The 25,694-nt window shown below is 39.7% G+C and carries 23 protein-coding genes and 1 tRNA gene; 12 read left to right on the top strand and 12 right to left on the bottom strand.

The window, feature by feature from the left end:
* Positions 1–97 precede the first annotated feature (97 nt).
* Together CRI9333_RS19035 and CRI9333_RS19030 are read left to right on the top strand one after the other, a co-directional pair.
* Positions 98–1,081: an RNA polymerase sigma factor, RpoD/SigA family gene (locus CRI9333_RS19035; RefSeq protein WP_015204801.1), complete on the top strand. Its 984-nt coding sequence runs from the start codon at positions 98–100 to the stop codon at positions 1,079–1,081.
* A gap of 658 nt (positions 1,082–1,739) precedes the next feature.
* Complete coding sequence (locus CRI9333_RS19030) at positions 1,740–2,267, top strand: hypothetical protein (protein WP_015204799.1); 528 nt, start codon at positions 1,740–1,742, stop codon at positions 2,265–2,267.
* A 95-nt stretch (positions 2,268–2,362) separates the two neighbouring features.
* Here the strand turns inward: CRI9333_RS19030 and cobO are convergent, their stop codons facing one another.
* The gene (gene cobO, locus CRI9333_RS19025; RefSeq protein ID WP_041226824.1) at positions 2,363–2,998 is read right to left on the bottom strand and encodes a cob(I)yrinic acid a,c-diamide adenosyltransferase; all 636 of its coding nucleotides are present in this window, start codon (positions 2,996–2,998) and stop codon (positions 2,363–2,365) included.
* Positions 2,999–3,053: 55 nt separating this feature from the next.
* Positions 3,054–3,365, bottom strand: coding sequence for a hypothetical protein (locus tag CRI9333_RS19020; RefSeq protein WP_015204797.1), 312 nt, complete (start codon positions 3,363–3,365; stop codon positions 3,054–3,056).
* A gap of 237 nt (positions 3,366–3,602) precedes the next feature.
* Between CRI9333_RS19020 and CRI9333_RS19015 the strand changes: the two genes are divergently transcribed.
* Positions 3,603–4,127 carry an O-acetyl-ADP-ribose deacetylase gene (locus tag CRI9333_RS19015; protein WP_015204796.1) on the top strand — a complete coding sequence of 175 codons (525 nt, stop codon included), beginning with the start codon at positions 3,603–3,605 and terminating at the stop codon, positions 4,125–4,127.
* 4 nt (positions 4,128–4,131) lie between these two features.
* The gene (locus CRI9333_RS19010) at positions 4,132–5,319 is read left to right on the top strand and encodes a homospermidine biosynthesis protein (RefSeq protein WP_015204795.1); all 1,188 of its coding nucleotides are present in this window, start codon (positions 4,132–4,134) and stop codon (positions 5,317–5,319) included.
* A gap of 220 nt (positions 5,320–5,539) precedes the next feature.
* Here CRI9333_RS19010 and CRI9333_RS19005 read toward each other — a convergent pair whose 3' ends face one another.
* Both CRI9333_RS19005 and CRI9333_RS19000 read right to left on the bottom strand, forming a co-directional pair.
* A complete protein-coding gene (locus CRI9333_RS19005; RefSeq protein ID WP_015204794.1) occupies positions 5,540–5,752 on the bottom strand; it encodes a type II toxin-antitoxin system HicA family toxin in 213 nt (70 codons plus the stop codon).
* Positions 5,745–5,969 (bottom strand): type II toxin-antitoxin system HicB family antitoxin, encoded by a 225-nt coding sequence (locus CRI9333_RS19000; protein ID WP_041226123.1) that lies wholly within the window; start codon positions 5,967–5,969, stop codon positions 5,745–5,747. Before CRI9333_RS19000 ends, CRI9333_RS19005 begins: the two co-directional genes overlap by 8 nt.
* Positions 5,970–6,407: 438 nt before the next feature.
* On the opposite strand from CRI9333_RS19000, the gene CRI9333_RS18995 reads away from it, so the two are divergent.
* On the top strand, positions 6,408–7,685 hold the full coding sequence (locus CRI9333_RS18995) for an inorganic phosphate transporter (RefSeq protein ID WP_015204792.1): 1,278 nt from the start codon (positions 6,408–6,410) through the stop codon (positions 7,683–7,685).
* A 430-nt stretch (positions 7,686–8,115) separates the two neighbouring features.
* Positions 8,116–9,798, top strand: coding sequence for a DMT family transporter (locus CRI9333_RS18990; RefSeq protein WP_015204791.1), 1,683 nt, complete (start codon positions 8,116–8,118; stop codon positions 9,796–9,798).
* 131 nt (positions 9,799–9,929) lie between these two features.
* Here the strand turns inward: CRI9333_RS18990 and CRI9333_RS18985 are convergent, their stop codons facing one another.
* Positions 9,930–10,811: an NAD(P)-dependent oxidoreductase gene (locus CRI9333_RS18985; protein ID WP_015204790.1), complete on the bottom strand. Its 882-nt coding sequence runs from the start codon at positions 10,809–10,811 to the stop codon at positions 9,930–9,932.
* 179 nt (positions 10,812–10,990) lie between these two features.
* Here CRI9333_RS18985 and CRI9333_RS18980 point away from each other — a divergent pair, with 179 nt between their 5' ends.
* Together CRI9333_RS18980 and CRI9333_RS18975 are read left to right on the top strand one after the other, a co-directional pair.
* Entirely contained in the window at positions 10,991–12,364 is a 1,374-nt protein-coding gene (locus CRI9333_RS18980) for a DNA cytosine methyltransferase (RefSeq protein WP_015204789.1), read from the top strand.
* A 16-nt stretch (positions 12,365–12,380) separates the two neighbouring features.
* Positions 12,381–13,235: a TdeIII family type II restriction endonuclease gene (locus CRI9333_RS18975; protein WP_015204788.1), complete on the top strand. Its 855-nt coding sequence runs from the start codon at positions 12,381–12,383 to the stop codon at positions 13,233–13,235.
* A 305-nt stretch (positions 13,236–13,540) separates the two neighbouring features.
* On the opposite strand, the gene CRI9333_RS18970 is transcribed toward CRI9333_RS18975, so the two are convergent.
* From CRI9333_RS18970 to CRI9333_RS18960, 3 genes are all read right to left on the bottom strand, one after another.
* Positions 13,541–13,611: transfer RNA gene (locus CRI9333_RS18970), tRNA-Gly, on the bottom strand.
* A 101-nt stretch (positions 13,612–13,712) separates the two neighbouring features.
* Entirely contained in the window at positions 13,713–14,900 is a 1,188-nt protein-coding gene (locus tag CRI9333_RS18965; protein ID WP_015204787.1) for a hypothetical protein, read from the bottom strand.
* 63 nt (positions 14,901–14,963) lie between these two features.
* Positions 14,964–17,291 carry a GAF domain-containing protein gene (locus CRI9333_RS18960; RefSeq protein WP_015204786.1) on the bottom strand — a complete coding sequence of 776 codons (2,328 nt, stop codon included), beginning with the start codon at positions 17,289–17,291 and terminating at the stop codon, positions 14,964–14,966.
* A gap of 1,029 nt (positions 17,292–18,320) precedes the next feature.
* On the opposite strand from CRI9333_RS18960, the gene CRI9333_RS18955 reads away from it, so the two are divergent.
* Positions 18,321–18,944 (top strand): GNAT family N-acetyltransferase, encoded by a 624-nt coding sequence (locus CRI9333_RS18955; RefSeq protein WP_015204784.1) that lies wholly within the window; start codon positions 18,321–18,323, stop codon positions 18,942–18,944.
* A gap of 69 nt (positions 18,945–19,013) precedes the next feature.
* On the opposite strand, the gene CRI9333_RS18950 is transcribed toward CRI9333_RS18955, so the two are convergent.
* The gene (locus tag CRI9333_RS18950; RefSeq protein ID WP_015204783.1) at positions 19,014–19,856 is read right to left on the bottom strand and encodes a metallophosphoesterase; all 843 of its coding nucleotides are present in this window, start codon (positions 19,854–19,856) and stop codon (positions 19,014–19,016) included.
* Between the two features lie 136 nt (positions 19,857–19,992).
* Between CRI9333_RS18950 and CRI9333_RS18945 the strand changes: the two genes are divergently transcribed.
* The 3 genes from CRI9333_RS18945 to CRI9333_RS18935 all read left to right on the top strand — a co-directional run bounded on the left by CRI9333_RS18945 (position 19,993) and on the right by CRI9333_RS18935 (position 22,390).
* Positions 19,993–21,321 (top strand): ATP-binding protein, encoded by a 1,329-nt coding sequence (locus tag CRI9333_RS18945; protein ID WP_015204782.1) that lies wholly within the window; start codon positions 19,993–19,995, stop codon positions 21,319–21,321.
* 151 nt (positions 21,322–21,472) lie between these two features.
* Positions 21,473–21,709, top strand: a complete 237-nt coding sequence (locus tag CRI9333_RS18940; protein ID WP_015204781.1) for an EF-hand domain-containing protein — start codon at positions 21,473–21,475, stop codon at positions 21,707–21,709.
* Positions 21,710–21,967: 258 nt separating this feature from the next.
* Positions 21,968–22,390, top strand: coding sequence for an acyl-CoA thioesterase (locus tag CRI9333_RS18935; protein WP_015204780.1), 423 nt, complete (start codon positions 21,968–21,970; stop codon positions 22,388–22,390).
* On the opposite strand, the gene CRI9333_RS18930 is transcribed toward CRI9333_RS18935, so the two are convergent.
* Genes CRI9333_RS18930 through menH form a run of 3 tightly spaced genes read right to left on the bottom strand, consistent with a single transcriptional unit; the run spans position 22,347 to position 25,628 of the window.
* The gene (locus tag CRI9333_RS18930) at positions 22,347–23,810 is read right to left on the bottom strand and encodes a 2-succinylbenzoate--CoA ligase (protein ID WP_015204779.1); all 1,464 of its coding nucleotides are present in this window, start codon (positions 23,808–23,810) and stop codon (positions 22,347–22,349) included. The genes CRI9333_RS18935 and CRI9333_RS18930 overlap by 44 nt on opposite strands.
* The gene (locus tag CRI9333_RS18925) at positions 23,795–24,820 is read right to left on the bottom strand and encodes an o-succinylbenzoate synthase (RefSeq protein WP_015204778.1); all 1,026 of its coding nucleotides are present in this window, start codon (positions 24,818–24,820) and stop codon (positions 23,795–23,797) included. The genes CRI9333_RS18930 and CRI9333_RS18925 overlap by 16 nt, the downstream gene beginning before the upstream one ends.
* Positions 24,810–25,628: a 2-succinyl-6-hydroxy-2,4-cyclohexadiene-1-carboxylate synthase gene (gene menH / locus CRI9333_RS18920; protein ID WP_015204777.1), complete on the bottom strand. Its 819-nt coding sequence runs from the start codon at positions 25,626–25,628 to the stop codon at positions 24,810–24,812. The genes CRI9333_RS18925 and menH overlap by 11 nt, the downstream gene beginning before the upstream one ends.
* Positions 25,629–25,694: the final 66 nt, after the last annotated feature.

Raw genomic sequence — 25,694 nt, 5'->3', positions numbered from 1 at the left:
CTAGGATAGCTATTCTCAATTATAGGAGTTAGCAATCTCTTTTGAGGTCAGCCCCCGCGACAGATTTGTTGCTTGTTTACGGAGTAAACACTCAGTCATGCCCACTTCTAACACCGCCAAGAAGACAACTAAGCCGCTGTTCACGGCTGACATGGTTCGCACATACTTGCATGAAATTGGGCGCGTGCCACTGCTGACCCACGAACAAGAGATTGTCTACGGTAAGCAAGTTCAGCAAATGATGGCACTGATCGATGCTAAAGAAGCTTTGGCAGAACAGCAAAATCGCGAACCAACTGCATCTGAGTGGGCAGCGCAAGTTCATCTAAGTGAAGACGAACTTACCCGCATTATAACGCTAGGGCAGCGAGCAAAGCGCAAAATGATCGAAGCCAACTTGCGTTTGGTAGTAGCGATCGCCAAAAAGTACCAGAAGCGCAATATGGAATTCTTGGATTTAATTCAAGAAGGTACTTTAGGCTTAGAGCGGGGTGTGGAAAAATTTGATCCCATGCGCGGTTACAAATTTTCGACATACGCATATTGGTGGATTCGTCAGGCAATTACCAGAGCGATCGCCCAACAAGCCCGCGCTATTCGTTTGCCCATCCACATTACCGAAAAGCTCAATAAAATTAAGAAAACTCAGCGAGAACTAGCCCAAAAACTCGGTCGTCACGCTACACCAACAGAGATCGCTGTAGCACTGGAACTAGAACCAGCGCAAATTCGGGAATACTTAAACATTGCCCGTCAACCAGTTTCTCTAGATGTGCGAGTTGGGGATAACCAAGACACTGAACTGTCTGAACTGCTAGAGGATGAAGGTCCTTCTCCAGAGCATTTTACGACACAAGAGTCTCTGCGCCAAGACTTAGATGATTTGCTTGCAGAACTAACTCCCCAACAACGTGAAGTAATTACCCTCCGCTTCGGCTTACAGGATGGTAATGAACTGTCCCTAGCTAAAGTAGGGCAGCGCTTAAACCTCAGTCGCGAACGAGTACGACAACTTGAACACCAAGCTCTTGCTCACCTACGTCGTCGTCATGCCAGTGTGCGCGAGTATGTAGCTAGTTAAACCAGTTAACAATAAATAGTTATCAGGCGTATGGTAGAGGATCGCAACCCCTTACCATACGCCTAATCTCTTTTTAGGGGACAGGTGAGTGCTTAAAACCAATAGGACTTACGCACCGAAAGAATAAAACCTAGATCCCCCCTAGCAGGGTTTAAAAAGGGGAGAAAATTCAAAGTCCCCCTTCTTAAGGGGGATTTAGGGGGATCTATGCGTAAGTTCTGTCCAAATAAGAAAAATAATTACTGTTAACTAAATCAACCTAATTAAATAATTCGCCCGACATAAAAATTCACTCAAATTTACGATTAAAAAACCAAATTTGCGATTTTTGCTCATTGGTTTAATCTACAAAGTAAATATACTTAAGAAAAAAGTTATTTTCTGATTGTTTTTTCTTTTATCAAAAGTTATTTTTCTAGGTAGAAAATCAGCAATAACTTGTAAATATTTGTAAATTTCAGGAATCACCCGCCCTGCTCTTGTAGCCATTAACTAGCCAGACAGCAGCTATCAAATCCAAGCTTAGTATTCATTAAGAATACCTCCAGTAAGAGTATGATTTCTTCCATTTGGCTGAATCGCTGGATCTCATTTACCAGGTATTTTAAGAATACATTCTTAAATACTTTTTTGTTTTAAAAGCTCAGGGGCAAAACTAATGTTAATTAAAAATTTATTTAATTCTTCTTTACAAAGTCAAGTTTCTCTAGCTGGCTTGCTCCTGAGCGTAGGAATTGCCACCATCAGTGCAACCCCTACTTTGGCTTCTAGTGTCAAACCAGTTTCTTCCTCGCCGACAGTCGCTACAGCAACAATTTCAGGCGCAGACCGCCCAGCAGCTACTCAAAAGCAGTTGCGTGATGGTACTTACCTTTTTGGTCAAACCTCTAAACCCAACCAAGTAGGTCAAGAGTATGTAGTATTTGAAGCCCGTGGGGGTAAGGTAAGAGGCGCTGTTTATATGCCTTCATCGGAGTTTAGCTGCTTTTACGGTACTGCTAAAAATAACCAGATGGATTTAGTTGTAGTTGACCCTTACGACCAATCAACATCTTCTTATGCAATTGGACTGGAAAGAAATTCCTTAGTAGCTGGTCAAAATTCAGTAGGGCTTCAGGGTTATCAACCAATTAGCAGAATCACTGCTAACGACAAGCGGATTTTAAATGCTTGTGGCAATAAGTAATCCACAATAGGTTGACTATAAATCAGTTGAAACTGTTGAGTGTTTAATCAACAATTATTTCAAAACCCCTCCCATTTTTAGGGAGGGGTTTTGTATTAATACTCAATTCCAGGTTGAGCCTTGACCCCTTGTTCTTTAAATGGATGCTTAATTAAAGTCATTTCAGTTACTAAGTCGGCTTTTTCAATTAGTTGTGGTGGTGCGCCTCTACCTGTAAGGATCAGGTGAGTATCAACTTGCTTTTGCTCTAGTCCAGCTAGTACTTGCTCGACGCTTAAGTAACCTAACTTTAAAGCAACGTTAACTTCATCCAATAGCACCAGTTTAAAATCTGGGTTGGTAATAAAGGTTAAGGCTTTTTCCCAAGCTGCATTAGCTGTTTGGATATCGCGATCGCGATCTTGAGTTTCCCAGCTAAAGCCTTCTCCCATTGCATGAAATTCTAGCTGATCAGACCACTGGCTAAGGACGGCTTTTTCTGCGGGTTCCCATGCACCTTTAATGAATTGCACGATCGCGACTTTGTAGCCATGACCAAGCGATCGCATTACCATACCTAAAGCAGCCGTAGTTTTCCCCTTACCGTTACCTGTATTAACAATAATTAAGCCTTTTTCAACAGAAGCTTGCGCGACGCGCTGCTCTTGCACTTCCTTGCGTCGCTGCATTTTCTTCTGGTACTGTTCGGTCGTTAGAGATACCTCTGTTGCAGTACCTTGGGTTGATGGCATTTGATTGGGATTGGAATCTATATCTGTTGGCATTAAATTTACACTGACACAACTTTCATAAATACCATGAGAAATCCCAGTAAGGCTCATCTGTTGTTTCTTCTAAACGAGCCTGATCACCTTGATATTGTTCGTTAATTAACTTGGCTTTTTGCTGCAAATGTTTAGGTACATAGCATAAGCTTACTGGAAGTCCGTGTGAGAGTAAAAACTCTGCAAGTTGCTCAGGATGAATATATATCCCCGACTTATGCAGCCCTTGTAACATTTCTTCAAAAGTTTGCCAATGTTCTTGAGGTTGCTGCTGAATTGATGTGTCAACGCTATTGGAATCAGTAAAGGAAACACCGTGCATACTGGCTGGCATCAGAAAAAATCCCCTTAAGGAGTAAAACTGGAAGCGGATGTTTAATCCTTTGTTAAAAAATAGTTAAAGCTTATTTAATGTATGGACTTTTTGTGATGTATCTTAATTTTACTAAATATTGATCTGGGATTGCCACAGATTAGCTTAAAAAAGCGGATTTTTTATTTTGGCGATCGCGGATGTAAATGATTCTATTCGGGAATTACGATCAAATTAGGGAAGTTTATCAAAATTAAAATGATTAAGAGCAAAATAGCAGTTATTCAAGGCGATATTACCCAGCAACAAGTGGATGCCATTGTTAATGCAGCTAATAATTCCCTACTAGGTGGCGGTGGTGTTGATGGCGCAATTCATCGCGCGGCTGGATCAAAATTATTAGCAGAATGCCGCAAACTCCAGGGGTGTGCTACTGGAGAAGCTAAGATTACCAAAGGGTATAATCTTCCCGCCCAATGGGTAATTCATACAGTTGGTCCCGTTTGGCAAGGTGGTAAGCATGGGGAAGATGAACTACTAGCCCAATGTTATCGCAATAGTCTGGCTTTGGCTGATAAATATGAAATTAGCAGTATAGCTTTTCCAGGTATCAGCACTGGTATATATAGTTTTCCGATCCAACGTGCTGCGAAAATTGCTGTGACTGAGGTGAAAAAGTTTTTAGAGTCTGATACCAAAGTCGAGCAAGTTATTTTAGTCGCGTTTAGTGAGACAGCCTACAATGCTTATGTGGCTGCTATCCAAGAAATAGTTTGTGAGTAGAGAAATGTCTAAAAAGCTGGGCAAAAAAATCGCACCCGCTCCCATGCCTGGGGAAATTAATGTTGTAGATTTAGTAGATAACTATTTTAGTGCTTATAACTCCGCACGTTTGCGGGAAATTTGTCAATTGCTCAGTCAAGATGTGCTGAAAGAAGGCGTGACTGTGGGAGTCAGCCTTTCAGGTGCGATGACACCTGCTGGTTTTGGGGTGAGTATTTTAGCACCGCTAATTCGGAATGGTTTTATTGATTTTATGATTAGTACAGGTGCAAATCTGTATCACGATATCCATTACGGGTTAGGTTTTGAACTGTTTTCTAGCACTCCGTTTGTCGATGATGTGCAGTTGCGGGAACAAGGGACAATTCGGATTTACGATATTGTCTTTGGTTATGATGTGTTGTTGGAAACTGATGCTTTTATTCGTAAGGTTTTACAGGCAGAAGTTTTTCAGAAGCGGATGGGGACTGCTGAGTTTCACTACCTGTTAGGTAAGTATGTACGGGAAGTTGAAAAGCAGGTAGGGGTGAAGCATTCTTGTTTATTAGCAACGGCGTATGAGTGTGGAGTACCGATTTATACATCTTCCCCTGGGGATAGTTCGATTGGGATGAATGTGGCGGCGTTGGCGTTGGAAGGTTCGCAGTTATTAATTGATCCATCTATTGATGTGAATGAAACGGCTGCGATCGCATATACTGCTCGTGAATCTGGTATACCAGGAGTAGAAGGGGAAAGTGCTGCTATTATGATTGGCGGTGGTAGTCCGAAAAACTTCTTATTGCAAACCCAACCGCAATTACATGAAGTATTGGGATTAGAAGAAAGAGGACACGATTATTTTGTGCAAATTACCGATGCACGTCCCGACACAGGTGGTTTATCTGGTGCAACACCTTCTGAAGCTGTAAGTTGGGGTAAAGTTGACCCAGAAGAATTACCAAATACGATTGTTTGTTATACGGATAGCACAATTGCATTGCCTGTAATTACGGCTTATGTAATGAATAAGTGTCAACCGCGCGAGTTAAAAAGATTGTACGATCGCCGTGATGAAATTACAGAGAAATTGCGAAGCGATTATTTAGCGGCTAAAAGTCGTCCCACAGAGGAAATTCCCGCAGCAATGGCTGAAAGTACGGCGGAACCTTCTGTAGCTACTTATCCTTGTGGGAGAGTAATTCCGCAGTAGAACCCCACCCCAACCCTCCCCTTAATAAGGGGAGGGAGTATGATTTTTTTTGAGTAAAATAGACCTTTTACAAAAGTCAAATTTAATAAAATTAACCCCAGATGTTGGCGCAGCCTGCGCGGAGCGCATACACAGATGAATTAGCTGTTTTTTGCAACAGGTTCAATGAAAAAATCAAACGTTGTAATTAACGTGCTATCTCTTGGTAGAATTATTATTCTCAAGCATCATTTTCTTTTGAGATTTCAATCGCTTCGATCACCTGTTTAACTATCTTTGGATGTAATATTTTTCCTGCATGGAAAGGAATTACTACCCTGATGTCTTCTTTTATATATATTCTATGGCTACCTTTACTTCTACTCATGGTAAAGCCAGCAGAAAACAACAGCTTTTCTGCATCTTGAGCATTAAGGCGCGGTAGTTTAGGCAACTTGCACCTCTAATGTCATTGTTGAAATTTCCTTGCTTAAAAGTTTCTGTTTTTCTTCTGGTGATAAAGTTTCTAGATAAAGTTCCACAGCTTCTTGAATATTTTCTGTGATTTCTTCTAATGAATCTCCTTGCGATTGACAGCCTGGAAGATCGGGACAAGAAGCATAATATCCGTCTTCATCTTTTTCGATAATAATACTCACTTTGTACTGCATCATGTTAGCCCTTTATGATTGAGTATTAGTCTCTTGTAAAACTAATTTGATGCTACCATAGGCGAAAAGAAATTGCGATCGATTCTATCCAGGCGAACAGATACCAGATAAAATGATGGAATAATAGATTTCAAATTTTATCAGTTTGAAGGCTCGATGCTCTACAGACTAAGCCTGCCGTTGCAGGCTTTTTTAATTAATATCAAAAAGGAGGAAGCAGGGGAGAGGAGAAATTTTTTGTTGTGGATAAAACTCATGGTTGTCTCTGGCAAAAATCAGTTATTTTATCTGTGTGTATCTGTGTGCATCTGTGGATATCTGTGGTTAATTATCTAAAATTTGACTAATGCAAAAGACTGTTATGGACTAGCGCACCCAAAAAAAGATGAAATTTTCTTACTCCTCCCTCCTCCCTCCTCTCCCCTCTCTATTAAAATAATGATATTTTTAGTAGTCTTTTTAGCTTTCTACCTTGCTTGGAATTTAGGCGCAAACGATGTTGCTAACTCAATGGGGACTTCCGTTGGGTCAAAAGCTGTCACACTAAAACAAGCAATCATAATTGCTGGAATTTTAGAGTTTACAGGTGCAGTTTTATTCGGTCGTGCGGTATCGGAAACTTTAGCCACTGGAGTAACTAACCCAAGTTTATTTGCATCAGAACCGAAAGTTTTACTTTTGGGGATGGTTTCAGTATTGCTTGCTTGTGGTTTGTGGTTACAAATTGCCACAAGTTTCGGTTTACCCGTTTCATCTTCTCATGGGGTTGTCGGTGCGATCGCAGGTTTCAGTGCTGTCTATGCTGGAATTAACGCGGTTGAGTGGTCAACTATTGGCAGAATTACTATAGGTTGGATACTCACACCCGTAATTAGTGGTGTAATTGCGGCGTTATTTTATAGTGTTGTTAAACGTTGGATATTAGACCAACCAAATCCACTATTTCAACTACGCGAGTGGATTCCCTGGTTAAGTGCAATTTTATTAACTGTGTTTGGTGTGATCGTACTGCCAACAGTAACTCAACCAGTGCAAGCTTTTGTGACAAATCAACTGGGTATTAATATTCCCAACCACGATATCTCATTAGTAGTGGGTGCGATCGCCATTTCTGCACTAACTCTATATAGCTGGCGACAATTAGCACTTCCTAACTCTTCTCCCCTCCCTGTTAACAGGGAGGGGTTATCTAACCCTATTGAGCAACAGTTAGGAAGATTTCAAGTTGTGAGTGCTTGCTTTGTGGCGTTTGCACACGGTTCTAATGATGTGGGAAATGCGATCGCACCCTTAGCTGCGATCGTTTATATCAATCGTACAGGCTCAATTCCCCTAAATGACTTCAGTATCCCCTTCTGGATTTTCATCTTAGGTGGTTTGGGAATAGTTGCGGGTCTTGCAGTTATGGGTAAAAAAGTTATTGCCACCATTGGCGAAAGCATAATTACCCTACAGCCTAGTAGTGGCTTTTGTGCCGAACTTGCCACCGCTACCACCATCTTAGTTGCCTCCCGCTTAGGCTTACCTGTCTCCACATCTCACGCCTTAGTTGGTGCTGTTGTCGGCATTGGACTGTTAAAAGACTGGAAATCTATTAGCTTGCAAACCGTGCGCTCAATTGGGTTAGCTTGGATAATTACTATTCCCATTACTGCCACTCTTGGAGCAATTATCTTTATATCACTCCGTCTACTGATGGAAAGCAGTCAGATATAGCCAGAGACACAATGCTCTTATAGAAAAGCTAAGGGAGTTAAGGCTGATAGCTCGCTGCTATATAAGTTTTGTTTATATAAAAAATCCGATGTAAAGATTTGCGATTCCACCCGCTCGTTCTGTTTTAGATCGGGGTAATTTTAATGTATAAGATCAAATTTTGGGGATTTTATAGAATAGACAGATAGTTGATAGCAATACGCCAACCTCTTACTATTACTTAGTAGAGTAAAGAGAGTATAGGTGTTACAAAACCTATTGAAAGTCGCAGTTAAATAACATTGTTGCAAACAAAAAGCACATTTATTTAACACTAATTACCGCAAATCGGGAATTAGATTTGACCAAATACTGAATAATACTACTAAAACAATTGATTAAGTTCCTCTAATGGTTCTTGGTCATACATCGGATATAAGGTAAAACGCAAATGGGGCAACTGGACAATCTACCAGAAAATTCTGAGGCTTTGGATTCTCAAGCAACAGAAGCTCTACTTAGGACAATGACTCAGGAACTTCAAAACCTGAAGCAAAATCTCATCGTCCAGTTGAATCAAGACGTTGAGCGGCTTCAGGCAGAAAAAAACCGCTTGATTCAAGAAATTGACGGACTGCAATCCCAGCGTCAGCAACAGGTTGAACAACAACAACAGCAACTTCAGCAGTTATCACAAAACTTAACCAGCCAACTGCAAGAACAGCTAAGGCAGCAACTCCAGCAGATGGCAGATACATCCTCATCGGCTATGACTAGCCCTGTCGGTGCTAATCTGCTTCCAGGTGAATACAACGATCATGCCTACCGATTATTGGCATCTTTAGATTCCACCCTCTCAACCACCTTTAAGACACTACAGCAAGACATCAATAGCTATCAAAGCGCCCTTTCCCAACAACTTGGTCAAATGCACAGCTTAGAGCAGCAAGGGCAGGTAATTCTAGAAACTTTAGTTAATCGTCTTAACCAACAACTACAAACAGCAGTTACTCAGCCTCAACTGCCACCAGCAGATACAACTGTTACATCTAGACAGCTACCCACAGCTAAACCAATTCCGCTAGAGTTTCCAGGTGCGCCGCTACCAATACCACAACCGCCTAAAAAGAAGCTTTCAGAATTACAGTTAGGTTTCTTCCTAGTCTTACTATCCACAGTCGCGCTGTCGATTCACAATGTGGTTGTCAGGATTGTAGGTAATCCCAGCCAACTGTTAGGTTTATTTACCATAGGTGGAGTTCTAAAACTTGATCTTGGTAACTCGCTGTTAATTTTATGGATGCGGATGCTGGTAGTTTTACCGCTAATGGTGTTAATTACTAAGTTTCTGTATCCGGCTGTGTGGAGAGACTTGAAAACTTTCTTTACGGCAAAGGATACTCGCTCAATTTTGAATGTAATTGGTAGTGGCTGCTTTTTGTTTTTATCGCAGGTGCTAATTTATATTGCCATTGGTGATATTGGACCTGGGATAGCTGTGACGATTTTGTTTATGTATCCGATTATTACAGTTCCTTTGGCATGGCTACTATTTGGCGATCGCCCCACTCTGTTAAGATTTGGGGTAATGCTCACAATTTCCTTGGGTGTTGTGTTAGCAGCTTATCCCAGCATTTCCTCAACCAGTAGTATGTCTGGTTTTGGCGTTGGCACAGCAGTCGGTTCAGGCGTTGCCTTTGCCTTCTACCTAATTTTGATGCAACTTGGCTTTCAAAAACTGCATCCTGTGCCTGTTAGCTTGGTACAATTTTCCACCATTTTTGTATTGTCTAGCGTCAGCTTAATTCTGCCGTTACCATTTAGTGTTAATGTTCTGCCTGAGAATCAGCAGGGTTTAATTATTGGCGGCATTATCTTAGGTGTCTTAACGCTATTAGGTTATTTATTAAACAACTTTGGCGTTCGGTTTTTGGGTGCAGCGCGAGCATCTATTATCGCCTCTACTGGTCCAGTTTTAACGGCAATTTTAGCTTTCGTGCTGATTCCAGGACCAAAAACCGCTTTGCAAACTATACAAACTGTGGGAATTTTACTGGTGACATTGGGGGTATTTGCCCTGAGTTTTGAAAGGATGATTGTTCAGCGCCGCGCTGCTAAAACAGCAAAAGCCTAACTTTATTTACGCCCAACCCCACGCGGGCAAGATGCCCGCACTACATCCCCTATCTGTAGTGTGACCATCTTGGTCACTTTTTTATAGGTAAGCAGCAAATATTTGATGTAGAGACGTAGTACGGTAAGTCTCTACATACTGCTTTCTTTATAGGCGCGAATCATTGCCTGTGTACCTTGCTCAGAACCGCCCATATCTTGCACAATTTTAAATAGGCGATCGCTTAATTTCACTCCAGGTAAGTTAATATCAGTATCTGCGAGGCTTTCTTGCACTAAACGCAAATCCTTTAAGATGTGCTTGATCATAAAACCAGGAGCAAAATCAGACTCGGCTATTTTTGCGCCTAAGTTGCTTAATGCCCAAGAACCCGCAGCCCCACTACTACAAACTTCAATCATCAAATTTGGGTCTAAATCTAGTTGTTCGGCAACTTGCATAGCTTCACATAATGCCACCATGTGAACTGCACATAAAACTTGATTGCACAATTTCACTGCTTGACCATTACCTACTGTCCCACAATAAACAATCTTTTTACCCATTGTTTGTAGCAAGGGTAAGCATTGATCAAAATCAGCTTTGTCACCCCCAACCATAATCGTGAGAGTACCTTTTTGTGCGCCAATATCCCCACCGGAAACAGGGGCATCCATAAACCGCAAATTACGGGGTTGAAGTTGGGCAGAAATATCACGGGCGGCAGTTGTGCCAATAGTGCTGAAATCGACAATTAAAGCGTTAGATTTGGCATTGTCGGCAATTCCACCCTCACCAAAGATAACTGCCTTCACATCCTCAACATCACTAACACAAATAAAAATAAAGTCTGCATCCTTAACTGCGTCAGCAATAGTAGGAAAAATTTGTACTCCTGCTTGAGCAGCTTTTTCGACTAGGGGGCGGTTTGGGGTACGATTCCATCCAACGACTGTATAACTACTCTGCAAGAGGTTAATTGCCATTGGGCTACCCATGACACCTAATCCGATAAAGGCAAGTTTTGATCGCATCCTGTACTGCCCTAATTATTGACTAAGTTCCCAGGATACTCTCATCTCTCCCAACGAAGCAGCTACCAGAAAGGATTTCATTGATCGCGCTTTAGAGAAAGCTGGATTTAAGCTAAGGTTAAATAAATATCCTCTCAATTCGGTTGTGCTATTACTGCTTCTAGTAAATCCTTAATAAGATGATGACTGCTACTATTGCTAATCAACTGGAATTATTTAAGCCTTTTAAACTCATTAATTTTGGATTGATAAATCATAATTTTACTTTTGTGGATTTATTTTCTGGAATCGGTGGTTTTAGAATTCCACTAGAAGAGCTAGGTGGCAAATGTTTGGGCTACTCCGAAATTGATCGAGAAAGCATTGAAGTTTACCAAACCAATTTTAGTAGTTTTATTAATTCCGACGAAATTGATTTAGGAGATATAAGAAGTCTTAATGAACTTCCTTTTGATGAAATTGATGTAATGGTAGGCGGAGTGCCTTGTCAACCTTGGTCTATTGCTGGAAAATCTTTGGGTTTTGATGATCCAAGAGGAAAGCTTTGGTTCGATGTAATTAGACTGGTAGAAAAAAATCACCCAAAGAGCTTTATTTTTGAAAATGTTAAAGGTTTAACTGAACCCCGGCATAGAGAAAGTTTTATATACATAATCGATCAATTAAAAGAAATAGGATATCAGGTTAAACATGATGTCCTTAATTCTTATGACTTTGGGCTTCCCCAAGATAGAGATAGAGTATTTATAGTTGGTATTAGGAAGGATTTAGAGGATAGCTCAAACTTCGCTTTTTCTAAACCTGCATCTAAGGAACCAAAGCTTTATGATTTTATTCAGGGAATTGAATGTCGAAATTTGACCAAAAAAAAATTTTCTTCAGAAATTCTATTTGATGGAAAAATACCTGCTTCTAGAGGTAGATTTCAACAAAATGATGAGTTAAACGATTTTTTTACTTTCGCAGATATCAGAAATGGTCATACTACTATTCATTCGTGGGACTTAATTAGAACAACTCAAAGAGAAAAGTTGATTTGTCAAACCATTTTAAAAAATAGGAGAAAAAAAATATACGGACAAAAAGATGGTAATCCTTTAAAGTTTGAAATACTGGAAAAGCTAATTCCCAATCTAAATGAACAAGAAGTGGAAATGTTAATAAATAAAAATATTCTTAGATACGTGCAAGCTCAAGGATATGAATTTGTTAATTCCAAAATTTCTTCTGGGATTAATGGAGTATCTAAGATTTTTCTACCTCATTCAAATGTAATTTCAACGTTAACAGCAACTGGAACTAGAGACTTTGTTGCACGAGTTTCTTTGGAATGTCAGGAACCAAATGAATATAAAAAAATGTTTATTAGAGAAATTTATAAAAAAAGAAGATTTAAACCTATATCAGCACAAGACTATGCAAGATTACAAGGCTTTCCTGAGTGGTTTGTTATTGCCAACAATGAAAATATAGCAAAAAAACAATTTGGTAATGCTGTTCCAGTGCCTATTGTTCGCTATCTTGCCAAAGCTTTGTTGAAAATTATTTTATAACAGAATCCCATCTATTATGAGTGAATCCGAAAAAATTAAAATAGCAATTCAATCTGTTATTAAAGAGATGATGGATCAAGTTATGGAGAGAGTTCTCATAATAGATCCTTTTATTTCTGAAAAACATCGAAGTTCTAAACCTCTTTATGCTGCTTTAGTTCCTGATGAAATATTTAAAGGTTCACACTTTGAAAGAAGATTTGTTACGCCTTTTGGTAAAGTATGGGAAAAACTAGCAGTTGTGGCTGGTAGGGAAGGTTTAGGTCATTGTCAAATGGCTCATACTATTTGTGGGACAGTTAAAAGTGAAAGGCTCAGACGAATTAGCGAGACACTTAATAAGTTAGAGCATCCACCATCAGGGCAGTCCAGAACTAAGCCTGACTGGGATAGGGAATTATCCTATATTTTAGAAGGCGATGGTGAAGATATTCCTGTTCAAGTTGTTTGTGACATTTATGCTGTAGATAAAACTACTGGAGAAAAGTATGCTTTTGAGTTAAAAGCGCCTCTTCCCAATAGCGATCAAACAAAGGTAAGTAAAGAAAAGATACTAAAATTACACAGTATGGAACCTCAAAAAATTAATGGTTCTTACTTTGCTTTACCATACAATCCGTATGGTAAAAAAGAAGATTATAAGTGGTCTTTTCCTTCTCGTTGGTTTAATATGCAACAAGATGAAGTGGTTCTTATTGGCAATGAATTTTGGGACAAGATAGGAGGAGTTGGTACTTATCAAGCCTTTATTAAGGCTGTTAATGAGATCGGTCAAGAATATAGAGAAAGAATATATAGGGAATTTTTAGAAATTGAGCCTCCGATTAATGCTTCTGAGTTTAATTTAGATGAATTTAATTTGGATGAGTAATACTTGAATTGAGAAAGTAGAAAGCCTCAAGGCAGAGAAGGAAGCTTTGAGGCAACAGCTTGATAACAGTATGTCATCAGTTAACTAACCCGTTAGATCATCCCTTGGTAAAGGGGAAGCGAAACAAGGAAACAGCCTTAATACTTGGCGTAGGAGAATCTAGCATCAGCCATGCCCGAAAAGTCTTTGAGGCAATCCCAAAAATAAATGTATCCGTTTCATAGCCGTTTTTTTCGGATACATTTATTAGCTAAATAGCCGTTTTGGGAAACTCTAAAACCCTTGCTGTGTCGTGTTTTTTCTTAAGCGGGTGGCGGGAATCGAACCCGCATTAATAGCTTGGAAGGCTATAGTTTTACCACTAAACTACACCCGCAACTTAGAATGGAATCTTAATTCACTAATGCTTTTAGATTCACACCTATATTAATATAGCATAAATATCACTAAATTTGCACAAAAATTTTTGATTTTATTTTAAGCTGGTTGTGGTTCAAGGGTCAGAACAACCTGAAGCAAGCTGTAGACGGGTTGGTTGCCTTGATAAGCAGGCTCAAACTTCCAATCCTTAATGACATCTTGGGCTAACTGTTGAGAGTCGATGGTTTTACTTCCTTGTAAAACTTGGGTAGATTGCACTTCGGGTTTGCCAGTGTCATCAATTAACACTACAACCTGTAAAACTACGGCTTGGTTAGTAGTGTCTTTACTTGATGGCAACGGGATATAGTCAAGTTGTTTTTCTTGTTGGTAAGGCTTTGCCAATTTTTCAGGGATATCCTTGCCACGATTAGCAGGAAGAATGTTAGACAAGGTTGCTACTAGCCCACCACTTTGCTGTGGCTGAGAACTTTCTGCTACTGAGGATGCTTGTTGCTGTTGAGAGGAGGGTGAGGGGGATGTTTGCTGGTTATTAGTAGGTTGCGATCGCGCATTTAAATCATTTCCCTGAGAAATATTACCTTGAGTCGGGGTAGGTGATCCCGAAGAATCTTGCCTAGACTCTCCCCTACTTCCCTGATTAGAATTAACGGTTGAAGCTAAATTTTTCGGTGCTAAGGCAGGCTGCGATCCACCATTAGCCACTCGCGGGCTATCTTGGTTTGGATTAACCTGTCTCAAGGAAGATGTATTAGAAGACGGCGTTTTAAATGCCGATGGTAAGGGCGATCGCGATGTCTGCGACGGGCTGCGCCTACGCAATTTATCTCCCTTCTCCACGCTGGGAAATGTCTTGGGAGTCGGTTTCAAATCCAACTTACTAATTACAGGAGGCGCAATTAATCTTGGCTTGAGAATTGTTGCTTGTGGCTGTGTTGAATCAAGCTGATTATTAGCAGCAGGAAAAGATGGGTTGATAGGACGAGTTTTTGCTGTAGTTAATGGTGATGGCGTGGCAAGTTTTTCTGGGAATAATTTCCCTGTCGAGGGTTTTTCTATACTGATGTCACCTTTAGCGGGGATATCTGTAGCTTGTAACTCAATTAGCTGAACCGGAACAAGTTTAGCGCTAACCTCAGCCGTCTGCTTGCCGTTAATCATTAAGTTAATCATCCACAGTGCTAAACAATGGATAATCACCGATCCCAAAGTTACCAAAGGAAACAGTGCTGGTGGATCATTATTAAGTTGCTGAGACATAGGAACATGAGCGTTCAGCTTCATAGCGAGTTGTACCTATGACGACGACCTGAACACATTCTTAGAGCCGAGAAAAATAAATTAATCCTAAAACTTGAAATCCCAACCAAATCCCGTACTTGTTGGATTTGTAGCCTTTTTAACCACAGGGTTAACATCAACCGAGAACGTCAAAACAGTTTCATCAATACCTTTAAGATTCAGAGAACTACCCTTAGTAATTTCTTCATCCTCCAAATAATCTGCCACAACTGCTGACACCAAAATTGAGTTAGGCTCGGCTGCTACTTGCAAGCGTGCTGCTATGTTTACACTTGGACCAATAGCAGTATAGTCTGAGCGTTCAGCACTGCCAAACATCCCGACTACAGCAGTTCCTTGATGGATACCACAGCGAAATTGCACCGGAGGACGACCTTCTGAGCCGACAATGCCTTGTTCTTGCCAGCGTTGGTTGAGTTCCTCCAAAGACTTGTGCATTTGCCGTGCAGCAGCTATTGAGCGTCGCACCTGCTCATTTGGTGTTAATTCTTCTGGCGCACCGAACAACGCTAGAATCGCGTCTCCCATAAATTTATCAACTGCCCCGCCGTTATCAAACACAGCTTTGGTCATTGCTTCCAGGTATTCATTTAATAACTGTGCCACTCTGCGCGATCGCAAGGTGTTAGAAAGTTGGGTAAAGCCCACAATGTCACTAAATAAAATCGTAATTAAGCGGGGTTCTGGACGGAGATCGAGTGACATAGTACCAGTCGCGCATTGCTTGACCATTCCTGGGGGTAAAAACCGCTTTAATACCGACTCAGTTAGGTAAGTATTAAGCTGTTGTACCCGTCGCTCATTTTCTTGGGTTTTTTGGTAGAGTTTAGCTTGCTGAACTGCGATCGCAGCTTGAGATGCTACGGCTTCGGCTAATTCAATTTCTGTTTGTTGCCAACGGCGTAATTTTTCGGTTTGTCGCAGTGAAATACTGCCAATAATCTTGCCATCCACAATTAACGGTACGACTAATAATGCTTTTGCTGGTTCTCGCAGTGGCAAATCTGCCCCGCCCAGTTGAGCATTACCTACTAAATCATTACTTACTACAGGTTTTTGAGTCTGTAGTAACTGCTGTAAGACAGGATTTTCATTAATAGGAACCAATGACTGGGGCAAAGCGTGTTTGAGCGAACCATTATTAGCTTTTAGTTCCTCTTCTAATTGCTTTCCGCTTAGTGCTGATGCCTGAGTGCTGTCATACAATCCTACACACTGAACAAACTCATCTTCTTCTGTCCATAAAGATAAGGCACAGCCATCAACTTTAAGTGCTTGCCCTAGCTGTTGAGTAATTGCAGCAAATATATCTTGGGGATCTAAACTAGACCGAATAGCAGTGGTAATGGTATTTACTAAAGTAGCTCGTTGAGCTAGAGCGTGAACTTGCTCATAAGCTCGTACTTGCGAAAGAGCCAGCACGGCTTGATCCGCTACCATTACCGCCAATTGAATTTCATCATCTTTCCAATTACGTGGTTGTCCACACTGGTGTAGTGCTAAAACTGCCATTAATTCGTTTTGAGTAATTAGTGGCACTACCAAGCTGGAACGAATGTCAGCTTTTTGATAAGCGATGATTCTTTCTTGATTTTCTGTGTTACTAGCTTCAAAGTGTTCTGTCGTAGCGATATCGTTAACTACTTCTACTTCCTTTGTCTCCCAGACTGTTTGCCCCAAAACCGCATAGCTATGAGCATCTACCTTTTCAGCAGTTGGTTGACTATCTTCGTGTTCCGTAATTATTTTTGGCTTTTCATAAACAAACCATTCCTCTGCCATTTGCTCATCAACGATTGGACGCAGAATACAAATATCTGCTTCTAGCATTTGACCGACTGATTCTACAATGGTCTGTAGTATTTGCCGTAGCGGTGATTCACCTTGCCGCGTGTACTGAGCATTACGAATGGTATTTATAACAGTATTTAATAGCGATTCACGGCGCAGTGTCCGATAAAGTTCCTGTGTCCGTAATTTAACAACGTTATAAGTATCTAGCGCCTGACGCACTACTTCCTTAAGTTCTTGAGCCTCCCAAGGTTTTGTAACGTATTTGAATACCTTACCCGCGTTAATCGCTTCTACTAAATCTTCGACATCAGTATAGCCAGTTAATATAATCCGAATAATATCTGGGTATTTTACGGCGGTGCGGCTAAGAAACTCCGTACCGCTCATCATCGGCATACGTTGATCTGAGATGATTACTGCTACATCGCCTTCTTGATCAAGCATTTCAAGGGCAGCAGGACCACTGTCTGCTCTCAAAACCTTATAGTCTCGATAAAAAGTACGGTAAAGCAGGTCAAGGTTATCTGGTTCGTCATCGACAACCAGAATTTTTGGTTTCTTGCTTATTTGAGATTTCATGCACCGCTCTCCTGCTGTTGTAGGAGCAAGGTTAAAACCTGCCCGTACTGATGAAACGTCTTTTTCTTGATCACAGCGTCTGACATCAGAAGAGGGCTAGTGATGATCAGATGAGGACGATGGTATTTGATGCTTCCCATAGGCTTAAGGATTGGCATTAGTCTGTTTCACTCTCGTCGCTGTGGCAATTGCTGGTTGGTGCACCCTTCTTGATTCTAAAATTTGTGTTTCAGTATTGTCTTAACTATAAGTTGCCGACTGAAAAACTCGCTCTTATTTTTTGGGCGCAAACTTTGAGCGTAATCTTAGACCATGATTTGGCTCATCTGATTTTGCCACGCCGTTGCTCAGATAAAAAACAGTCTGTTTGAAAGATCCTGGGTTGATCGTTGTAGATCCGGATAATGCGAAGATGTAAGTTTAAATAGGGTCTTGTAGACATGAATGCCCCAAAGCGATGCACTCCTCGATAAACTTCCGTAAGATGAGCAGCCAGCATTTTTTTTGCCGACTAGAATAAATAATAAAATTTTATTGGTGATACTTGGTAAATTGTAAGCTAAACTGAGGGCTTTCATCAGCGTGCTACCCTTACTGCCGTTGACGATCGCTCTTTGGGCTAAGACATAGAATAGCAAGATTTACTAAATTTGGAGCCGAAACAGCCGCTAACTTAGAGATACTGTGAATTTTTAGTATAGATGTAGCTGTTTGTAGATGCCAATGCTCCTTTGAAGATACTAAAGTGATGGCGATCGCACTCACTCAAGCATAGAAGCTATCATTATTACCTTAGCACGTAGCTCAAGCTATTGCTGGTGGCAACCTTTTAAGCGTCCTCACGAGGAATATTAGAACATTATATCTAACTGCTCAATTTATATAAATTTTGGGATATCTTCTTAATCAATGTGATGAATAAAATTTTAATTCATAATTACTATACCATTGTAGTTAAATACAAGTGGACAAACAAGTTAGGATTTGTTCGTATAAACATTTTAAAGTTTACTAAAATTGTTAGCTGTTGTGAACCTAGAATTTTCTTTTTTTACACCAAATCAACATAGTCTGGTGGAGTCATCTACTTTTGCCGCTTCTGATTTCGTCATTCGTGATGTTAATTTACAAGATCTAGATAGCATTGCTGAAATACTAGCTGATAGTTTTCACTCACGCACGGGAATCATGCAATGGCTATATCCTGTATTACGCCTGGGAATTTATGAAGACTTGCGTACTCGGCTTCGCTCTAAGTCGCCAAATCAAATTGGTTTAGTTGCGGTTATTCCTTCTCTTAAAGATGCTAGTGGCAATGAGTATGTTGCTGGTACAATAGAAATGGCGATGCGTTCTTGTTTTGGGCGACGTAGCTCTGGGTCACTTTATATCTCTAATTTGGCTGTTAGCAAAACATTCCGACGGCAAGGAGTAGCAGATAAATTACTAAAAGCTTGTGATCTAAAAGCTTTAGAATGGGGCTTTAAAGAGATTGAGTTGCACGTTTTAGATAATAATTATCCGGCTCGACAGTTATATCAAAAAAACGGTTTTCAATTGCAAGAAAATGAGCCTGACTGGATATTACAATTTCTGAACCAGCCTCAAAAATTGTTGTTACGCAAAAGCCTTGCAAATTTAAATAATAGATAGTATGTGCAAAAATTTCTTTGTTGAAAATTTTATGATCAGGGTTGATTCTGATTTCTGTATTAAGACTTCTTAATTATTCTTATTTTTCTGAATTAATGTAATTGATGTGAGTTCTGGGCGACAAAATAACCGTCCAGGGAAATAGCTTCCTAATCCACGATTAATATAAAGCTGATTGCTTCCTATCCGGTGCAAGCCTTCAGACCATTCCCAATGTTTGACTACTTTGTGCCGACCTTTTTTTAAGAAGGGTAGCCAGGGGTAGAGGTCGCTGGAAATGTTTTGACTAAGTTTCTTGAATCGTGGTAGTACAGCCCCAATACCTGGTATTACTACTTGACCGCCATGAGTATGACCAGAAAGTTGTAGGTCTACTCGCCACTGTTGCAATTTTTCTGCGCTGTCTGGGTTGTGAGATAAGACTAACCGAGGTGTTTGAGGATCTAACTGATTTAGCACTAATGGGTTAAACTGACGCGACCAATAATCAGCTAGTCCTACTAGGGGTAATTGCGATCCTAAAGGATAGGCGATTTCATTCCATAAAACTTGGATGCCGATATTAGTTAGGGCAATGGTTACTTCTGCTTTAGAATTGGGGTAAGAATGATCGTGATTGCCCAGGATCGCATAAATACCAAGACGACTTTGCAGGTGTTTGAGTCGTAGTACTAATTCGTGAATTGGGCTGGGATCGTCGGTTATATAGTCGCCAGTCAGGACTACTAGATCTGGTTTAGCGGTGTTGCTGGCTGCGATCGCTTGTTGTAGTAAATTTTCTGATAGTCGCTGACCATCATAGTGAAAATCTGACATCTGCACCAGTTTTATGCCTTGTAAATCTGCTGGCAGATCTGCGATCGCGATCGTCACGTTTTCAACTTTCAACCGCCCTGTTAATATCGGGTGCATAGTCGCAATTTATAATTTGAGATTTTAAATTTAGGTTGTTAAATGAAAGAATGCTGAACTTTAGTATAACTAGAGGTTTCAGCCTAGCAAAGCTACTGCTCAATTGACGCGATCGCACACCTATATAATTGTAAATATGTCTTCCCGTAATACGCTCGATCTTGCTGAAATCCGTTTTCTTCACCGCCAACTAGCTTCTCTGCTGGTGTATCAATCTGTGCTGGCGGACGAAGTTGGTTCCTCTTTCTTGCAACTACTGCAAGCTCTATATCATAGTGATGGTGGAGAAGCAAGTGCTTTAGTTTGCTTGCAAGCTTATGGTAACTGGTTTAAAAATTTAGCAGCTATAAATGTTAGCTGGCAAGATTATTTAATTAATCAAATTATTGTGGCTGATAATCCGTTTTCTCAGCAAGCTCAAATAGAAAAGTTTGCTAGTTTACCACCAGCTTTGATAGCGGCGGCGGAACATGATTTACAAGCATTACACAGTCTTTATAAGTGTAGTAGCTATCAAATGAGCCGTTGGGTTCAAACTATGTGTAATTTATCAGTTACACCTGTTTTTTGGAACCAAGAACCTCAAGAATCAACACACCATGAGTTATTAATTCGCACAAGATTACAACAGGGAAATTGGGCGGATGCAGTCAAGGATTTGGCTTCTTATTACCGTCAATGTGGGGTAGGTATTTTTGCTAAGTATTTTGCTTTTCGTTGGCAGGCGGGGCAATTGGTGGGAATTGCATACCCTGATCAGGTGAAGCCGACGGATTTATTTGGCTATGAGTCACAAAAAGCAGCTTTAGTAAAAAATACTGAATTTTTAATTGCAGGCTACCCAGCTTTGAATGTATTACTTTATGGTAGTCGCGGATCTGGGAAGTCTTCTTTAGTTAAGGGGATATTAAATAAATATAGCGATCGCCATTTACGTTTGATCGAAGTTGCTAAATCTCATCTCCAAGATTTACCCACAATCGTAGAACAATTGCGCGGCTTACCCCAAAAATTCATTATCTTCGTAGATGATTTATCTTTTGAAGAAGATGACGATGCTTTTAAATCATTAAAAGTAGTGTTAGAAGGTAATATTACAGCACGACCTCAGAATGTAGTGGTTTATGCTACTTCTAATCGCAGACATTTAATTAGAGAGTTTTTTGAAGATCGACCCCGCCCCAGTGATGCGGATGAGGTAAATTCTTGGGATACTGTTCAAGAGAAGCTTTCTTTTAGCGATCGCTTTGGTCTTACTTTAACCTTTGAGCCTGCCGATCAAAATACCTACCTAAATATTATCCGGCATCTAGCACAACAAGCCCACATCCAAATTAGTCAGGAGGATTTAGCATATCGTGCCTTACAATGGGCAACTCGTCATAATGGTCGATCTGGGCGTACAGCTAGACAATTTATTGACTTTCTTAATGCTGAATTGAAAATGCCTGATTCCTCTGTCTAAGTATGGTAAGTAGGTGATTTAGAGATTACACCTGATAATAGCCCCAGTGATACCCGTTTCTACGTCTAAGGATATAAGTTTATTTAATTTTGAGAGATTAATGAGATATTAATGAGATTGAAAGTTGAAAAATTCATTCACATAAAAAGTTATGGCAACCGAGCAAGATCTCCAATCTCTTTTTACTAACTTAGATCGCGATCAAGACGGAAAAGTTTCCCTTGAGGAGCTTTTTCTTAGTCCTGGCTTAAATGCAATCATCTCATCAGAAACAAATACCAGTAGCCCCCAGGAGTTACTATCACGGTATGGTTTAGACGAAGAAGGTAGTATTACCTTTGAAGAGTTAAAAGAAGCAGTTAAGAAAGCAAATAATTTAAGTAGTTAAGGGCTTAACTACAAAGTGCGAAATTAAAAAATTGTCTGGATCAGCTACGGGCGCGGCAATAGTCGCAACTGTAATGTCAACAATGTCTTGTGAACTTAATTAAACGTATTACTACACTCCCCAGCCCCCTCGCCGAATTGCGGTGAGGGGGAGATTTTCGGTGTTATTTTTTTTAATGTGGAGCTATTTATTAGAGGCTGTTGTATTTTTTCCTAAAATTGGTATAAAAATACTATAAATCAAGTAACTTATTTAGCAATGTCGTTTACCTATACTCGGACTATTTACTTTCAAGATACCGATGCAGCAGGTGTAGTTTATTTTGCTAATGTATTAGCAATATGCCATGAAGCTTATGAAGAATCTTTAGCAGCATCAAGTATTAATTTGAAGTTATTTTTTAGTAACCAAGATGTTGCTATACCAATCGTTCACGCTAGTATTGATTTTATCAAACCATTATTTTGTGGCGATAAAATCTTAATTCATTTGTCGCCTAAGTATTTAACGGAGCATAGTTTTGAAATTGCCTACAATATTATTTTAGCTCAAACCGAAAAGTTAGTAGCTACAGCAATAACTAAGCACGTTTGCATAGATAAGATGAGTAGAAGTCGGAAAGAAATACCAGGAGAAATTAAGCAATGGCTGCATCATTGGAGTGATGCAGTTGCCATGTAATAGCAATTTTTTCTAGTTGTTCACGGTTAACTTTACCTTGTTGATTGCGAGGTAATTTATCAACGGCTATCCAATATTTAGGCTGTTTAAATTTGCTAATTTTATTAGTAATTACATTTTTGAGTATATCGTTAGAAACTTCTAAGTTAATGGGAACATAAACGGCTGCAACAACTTGTCCCCAATGTTTATCTGGCAAGCCAAGCACACCGACATCTGTAACTAATTTAGTAGCTAAAATTGCTGCTTCCACTTCAGTAGGGAAGACGTTTTCACCGCCAGTAATAATTTTGTTACTATTACGACCAATGATATTTAGATAACCATTGTCATCAATAAACCCTAAATCATCTACGGTAAAATTCTGCTTGTTTGTAAATAAGTTAGGATAATAGCCTAGTGCTAAGGACTGAGATTGGATAGTAATAATGCCAATTTGGTTATTACTTAATATTTCCCCTTGCTCGTTACAAATTTTGATTTGGGCATGGGGTAAAATATGACCGCAATTATTAATACCATTTATAAAAGCTTCTGGTTTGAGGGTGGCAATTTGTGAGGCTGTTTCTGTCATGCCATAAGTAGGCGCTAACCGGATACGGTGAAATCTTGCTGCTTCTAAAATTTCTAGCCAAGCGGGTGCGCCTCCTAATAGTATTGTATGAAAATTAGATAACCATGTAGACGAATGATTTAAGAGGCGTTGTAGTTGCGTTGGTACTAATGATAGGAAAAATTCGGCGGTATTAATGTTATTAATAAGATCAATTATGGGGGATGGGGAATAATTAGAAAACCCCACGCCCTGCCCCTCCCCGTCTACGAGGAAGGGTGTTAGGCTTGTTTCTAGGGTTTTAAAGGGTAAAATTACTAATTGACCGTTAGTGGTGAGCGATCGCATAAATTGCATTAAACCGCTAACGTGATACAACGGCAATACACAGAAAGAATTAACTTTATCTATAGCAAAATATTTTGTAAAACCTTGCACCGATGCCATTAATGTTTGCCATGTATGGATGGCAAATTTAATTTCACCTGATGACCCCCCTGTTGGAATCATAATTAATCCTGAGTGGGAGGTATTTAATACAGGTTTGGGCGTGTGGGTGTGTGGAAAAGTAAAGTTTAATTCTCCCCAGATTATGTCTGGTTGAACTAAATTAAAAACTTGCTCCCATTCAGCTTTTACCCAATTAGGATTACATAAAAAAACCGGATAATTAGCTGTAGTTGCAGCGATAAAACCAGCTATAAATTTAATGGGGTCTTTTTCGGCTAACAAAATTTTGGGTGATGTTCCACGCTGCAATAATTGTGTCAATAATTCTTCAGCCAAAGTGATAAGCTGTTGGCAATCATAACCAATTAGCCAATCATCGCCAAGACGTTTTTGCAGATAGGTTAAGGGTTTTGCCATAATTTTTCTAGCCAGTCCTCATCTTCTTTAAACCAATGGTTGATACCAAAACCGACTGCACGATTAGGGTTAGATAATTCACTTGCTAAGTTTAAAGCTGCTTGTCTTCCGATTGATGTTTCAAATACTGAGGAGAAAACGGCATCAATTTGATAGGTTTGGCAAAACTGGCGTAAACGTTTAGGGGAACCTGCGATCGCAGGTTTAATTACAAATATTCCTCGCCAACCTCTGGTATAATGCGCTTCTAGCTGATCGATGGTGGCTACAGATTCATCTAAGGCGATAGGAGTAGTATATTGATTACTTAACTCCAACATGGCATCAAATTGAGCAACAGGTAAGGGTTGTTCGATAAATTCTACTATAGTGCGATCGCATTCTTCTAACCATACCTTTGTGTCATCAAAACTTAACCCTCCATTAGCATCCAAACGCAGCTTTACATCAGTTGGTAATAATTTAATTAGTTGATTAAATATTTTAATTTCATCCTCAATAGATGTAACCCCTATTTTTAATTTAAAGGTACGATATCCCTGAGTCAAAAGTGGTTGCCATAACTCTAAAGCGTCTACGCCAGTAGGTAATAAACTACTGTAATTAAGATATTTAGAGCTTGTATTACCCCTCCCCAGCCCTCCCCTTATCAAGGGGAGGGAGCAAGATGTATTACTTCCCCCCTTAACAAGGGGGGACTGAGGGGGGTAATTTTTTGATGTTTCCCAAGCAGATTCAAACGCAAATTCACACGCGGGGAGATAATTAGGAATAGAATTTATTGTTTCAATACTAACTTCAGTACCTAGTTGATTGCAAAAATTTAAAGCTGATTCCAAGCTTTCAGAACCAAACCAGGGAATAGGTGCAATTTCACCCAAAGCGATTATGCCATTTTCATCTATTAATTTAATAATAATTCCTTCACGGATATCCCAATTGCCGTGATTTGTTTGCAAAGTTCGTTTAAATTTACGTTGGTAGGGACGGAAACTAAATTTATATAACATTGCTCAAAAGAAAATTTTCCACATTGTTAAGCCAGAGATGCGGTTGTTCAAAATGAACATTATGGCTAGAATTTTTAATTATTTCTAAATGCGCTATTGGGCAACAATTAGCAATTTCTTGATTTATCTCTATAAACTTCTGGTCAAATTCTCCTACTAACAGCAGCAAAGGCAGTTGATTACTAACTAGGTGCTGCCATAAACAAGGCTGACAGCCTATACTCATATAACGCAGAGATTTAGCTACTTCTAGAGGATTATTTTGTAATCTTCGCTCAAGAAGAGTATTAAATTTCGGATCTATTTTGATACTACTAAAAATAGGTTGCTGATACCACTTATTTAAAAACTCTCCAAAATCATTACTTTCTATCTCTGTGGCTAATTCCGCATCGTGTTTTATTCTATCTAATCTAGCTGGTGCTGTTTTTAATCCTGGTGAAGCTGATTCTAGAATAACTTTAGCAAAATATTGAGGAAATTTCAGAGCTAAGTAGAAAGCTAATCTACCACCCATCGAGTAGCCAAATAAAAAACATTGATTAATTTTTAAACTTTCAAGTAAATTAATTAATGCTTGTGCTATATTCTCCATGCTATAACATTCTTGACTACCCCAAATTTTCGTCTTGCCATGCCCTGGTAAGTCAACAGCAAGACAGCAAAATTTTTCCGATAGCAATGTGATTACATCTTGAAAATCATTGCTACTGCCCATAAAGCCATGTAGCAATAATAATAAGGGTTTTTCTTCTCCGCCCGTCAAAGAATAATTAAATTGATAATTAGCAACTTGTTGGATAGGCATTAGGCTTTTTGCACAAATCAATTATTCCATCTATGTTTATCTGTGTGCATCTGTGGTTAATTATCT

The sequence above is a fragment of the Crinalium epipsammum PCC 9333 genome (genome assembly GCF_000317495.1).
GTDB classification, from domain to species: Bacteria; Cyanobacteriota; Cyanobacteriia; order Cyanobacteriales; family PCC-9333; genus Crinalium; species Crinalium epipsammum.
The sequence above is the reverse complement of the archived record's forward strand: the minus strand, read 5'-3'. Positions and strand labels throughout refer to the sequence as shown.

Bases quoted from the DNA above. Each gene is read 5' to 3' on its own strand.
- CRI9333_RS18990 (WP_015204791.1), top strand. From the start codon at position 8,116: ATGGGGCAACTGGACAATCTACCAGAAAATTCTGAGGCTTTGGATTCT.
- CRI9333_RS19030 (WP_015204799.1), top strand. From the start codon at position 1,740: ATGTTAATTAAAAATTTATTTAATTCTTCTTTACAAAGTCAAGTTTCT.
- cobO (WP_041226824.1), bottom strand. From the start codon at position 2,998: ATGCCATCAACCCAAGGTACTGCAACAGAGGTATCTCTAACGACCGAA.
- CRI9333_RS19015 (WP_015204796.1), top strand. From the start codon at position 3,603: ATGATTAAGAGCAAAATAGCAGTTATTCAAGGCGATATTACCCAGCAA.
- CRI9333_RS18980 (WP_015204789.1), top strand. From the start codon at position 10,991: ATGATGACTGCTACTATTGCTAATCAACTGGAATTATTTAAGCCTTTT.
- CRI9333_RS19010 (WP_015204795.1), top strand. From the start codon at position 4,132: ATGTCTAAAAAGCTGGGCAAAAAAATCGCACCCGCTCCCATGCCTGGG.
- CRI9333_RS18930 (WP_015204779.1), bottom strand. From the start codon at position 23,810: ATGGCAAAACCCTTAACCTATCTGCAAAAACGTCTTGGCGATGATTGG.
- CRI9333_RS18995 (WP_015204792.1), top strand. From the start codon at position 6,408: ATGATATTTTTAGTAGTCTTTTTAGCTTTCTACCTTGCTTGGAATTTA.
- CRI9333_RS18935 (WP_015204780.1), top strand. From the start codon at position 21,968: ATGTCGTTTACCTATACTCGGACTATTTACTTTCAAGATACCGATGCA.
- menH (WP_015204777.1), bottom strand. From the start codon at position 25,628: ATGCCTATCCAACAAGTTGCTAATTATCAATTTAATTATTCTTTGACG.
- CRI9333_RS18945 (WP_015204782.1), top strand. From the start codon at position 19,993: ATGTCTTCCCGTAATACGCTCGATCTTGCTGAAATCCGTTTTCTTCAC.
- CRI9333_RS18985 (WP_015204790.1), bottom strand. From the start codon at position 10,811: ATGCGATCAAAACTTGCCTTTATCGGATTAGGTGTCATGGGTAGCCCA.
- CRI9333_RS18925 (WP_015204778.1), bottom strand. From the start codon at position 24,820: ATGTTATATAAATTTAGTTTCCGTCCCTACCAACGTAAATTTAAACGA.
- CRI9333_RS18960 (WP_015204786.1), bottom strand. From the start codon at position 17,291: ATGAAATCTCAAATAAGCAAGAAACCAAAAATTCTGGTTGTCGATGAC.
- CRI9333_RS19020 (WP_015204797.1), bottom strand. From the start codon at position 3,365: ATGCCAGCCAGTATGCACGGTGTTTCCTTTACTGATTCCAATAGCGTT.
- CRI9333_RS18965 (WP_015204787.1), bottom strand. From the start codon at position 14,900: ATGAAGCTGAACGCTCATGTTCCTATGTCTCAGCAACTTAATAATGAT.
- CRI9333_RS19035 (WP_015204801.1), top strand. From the start codon at position 98: ATGCCCACTTCTAACACCGCCAAGAAGACAACTAAGCCGCTGTTCACG.
- CRI9333_RS18975 (WP_015204788.1), top strand. From the start codon at position 12,381: ATGAGTGAATCCGAAAAAATTAAAATAGCAATTCAATCTGTTATTAAA.
- CRI9333_RS18940 (WP_015204781.1), top strand. From the start codon at position 21,473: ATGGCAACCGAGCAAGATCTCCAATCTCTTTTTACTAACTTAGATCGC.
- CRI9333_RS18950 (WP_015204783.1), bottom strand. From the start codon at position 19,856: ATGCACCCGATATTAACAGGGCGGTTGAAAGTTGAAAACGTGACGATC.
- CRI9333_RS19000 (WP_041226123.1), bottom strand. From the start codon at position 5,969: ATGCAGTACAAAGTGAGTATTATTATCGAAAAAGATGAAGACGGATAT.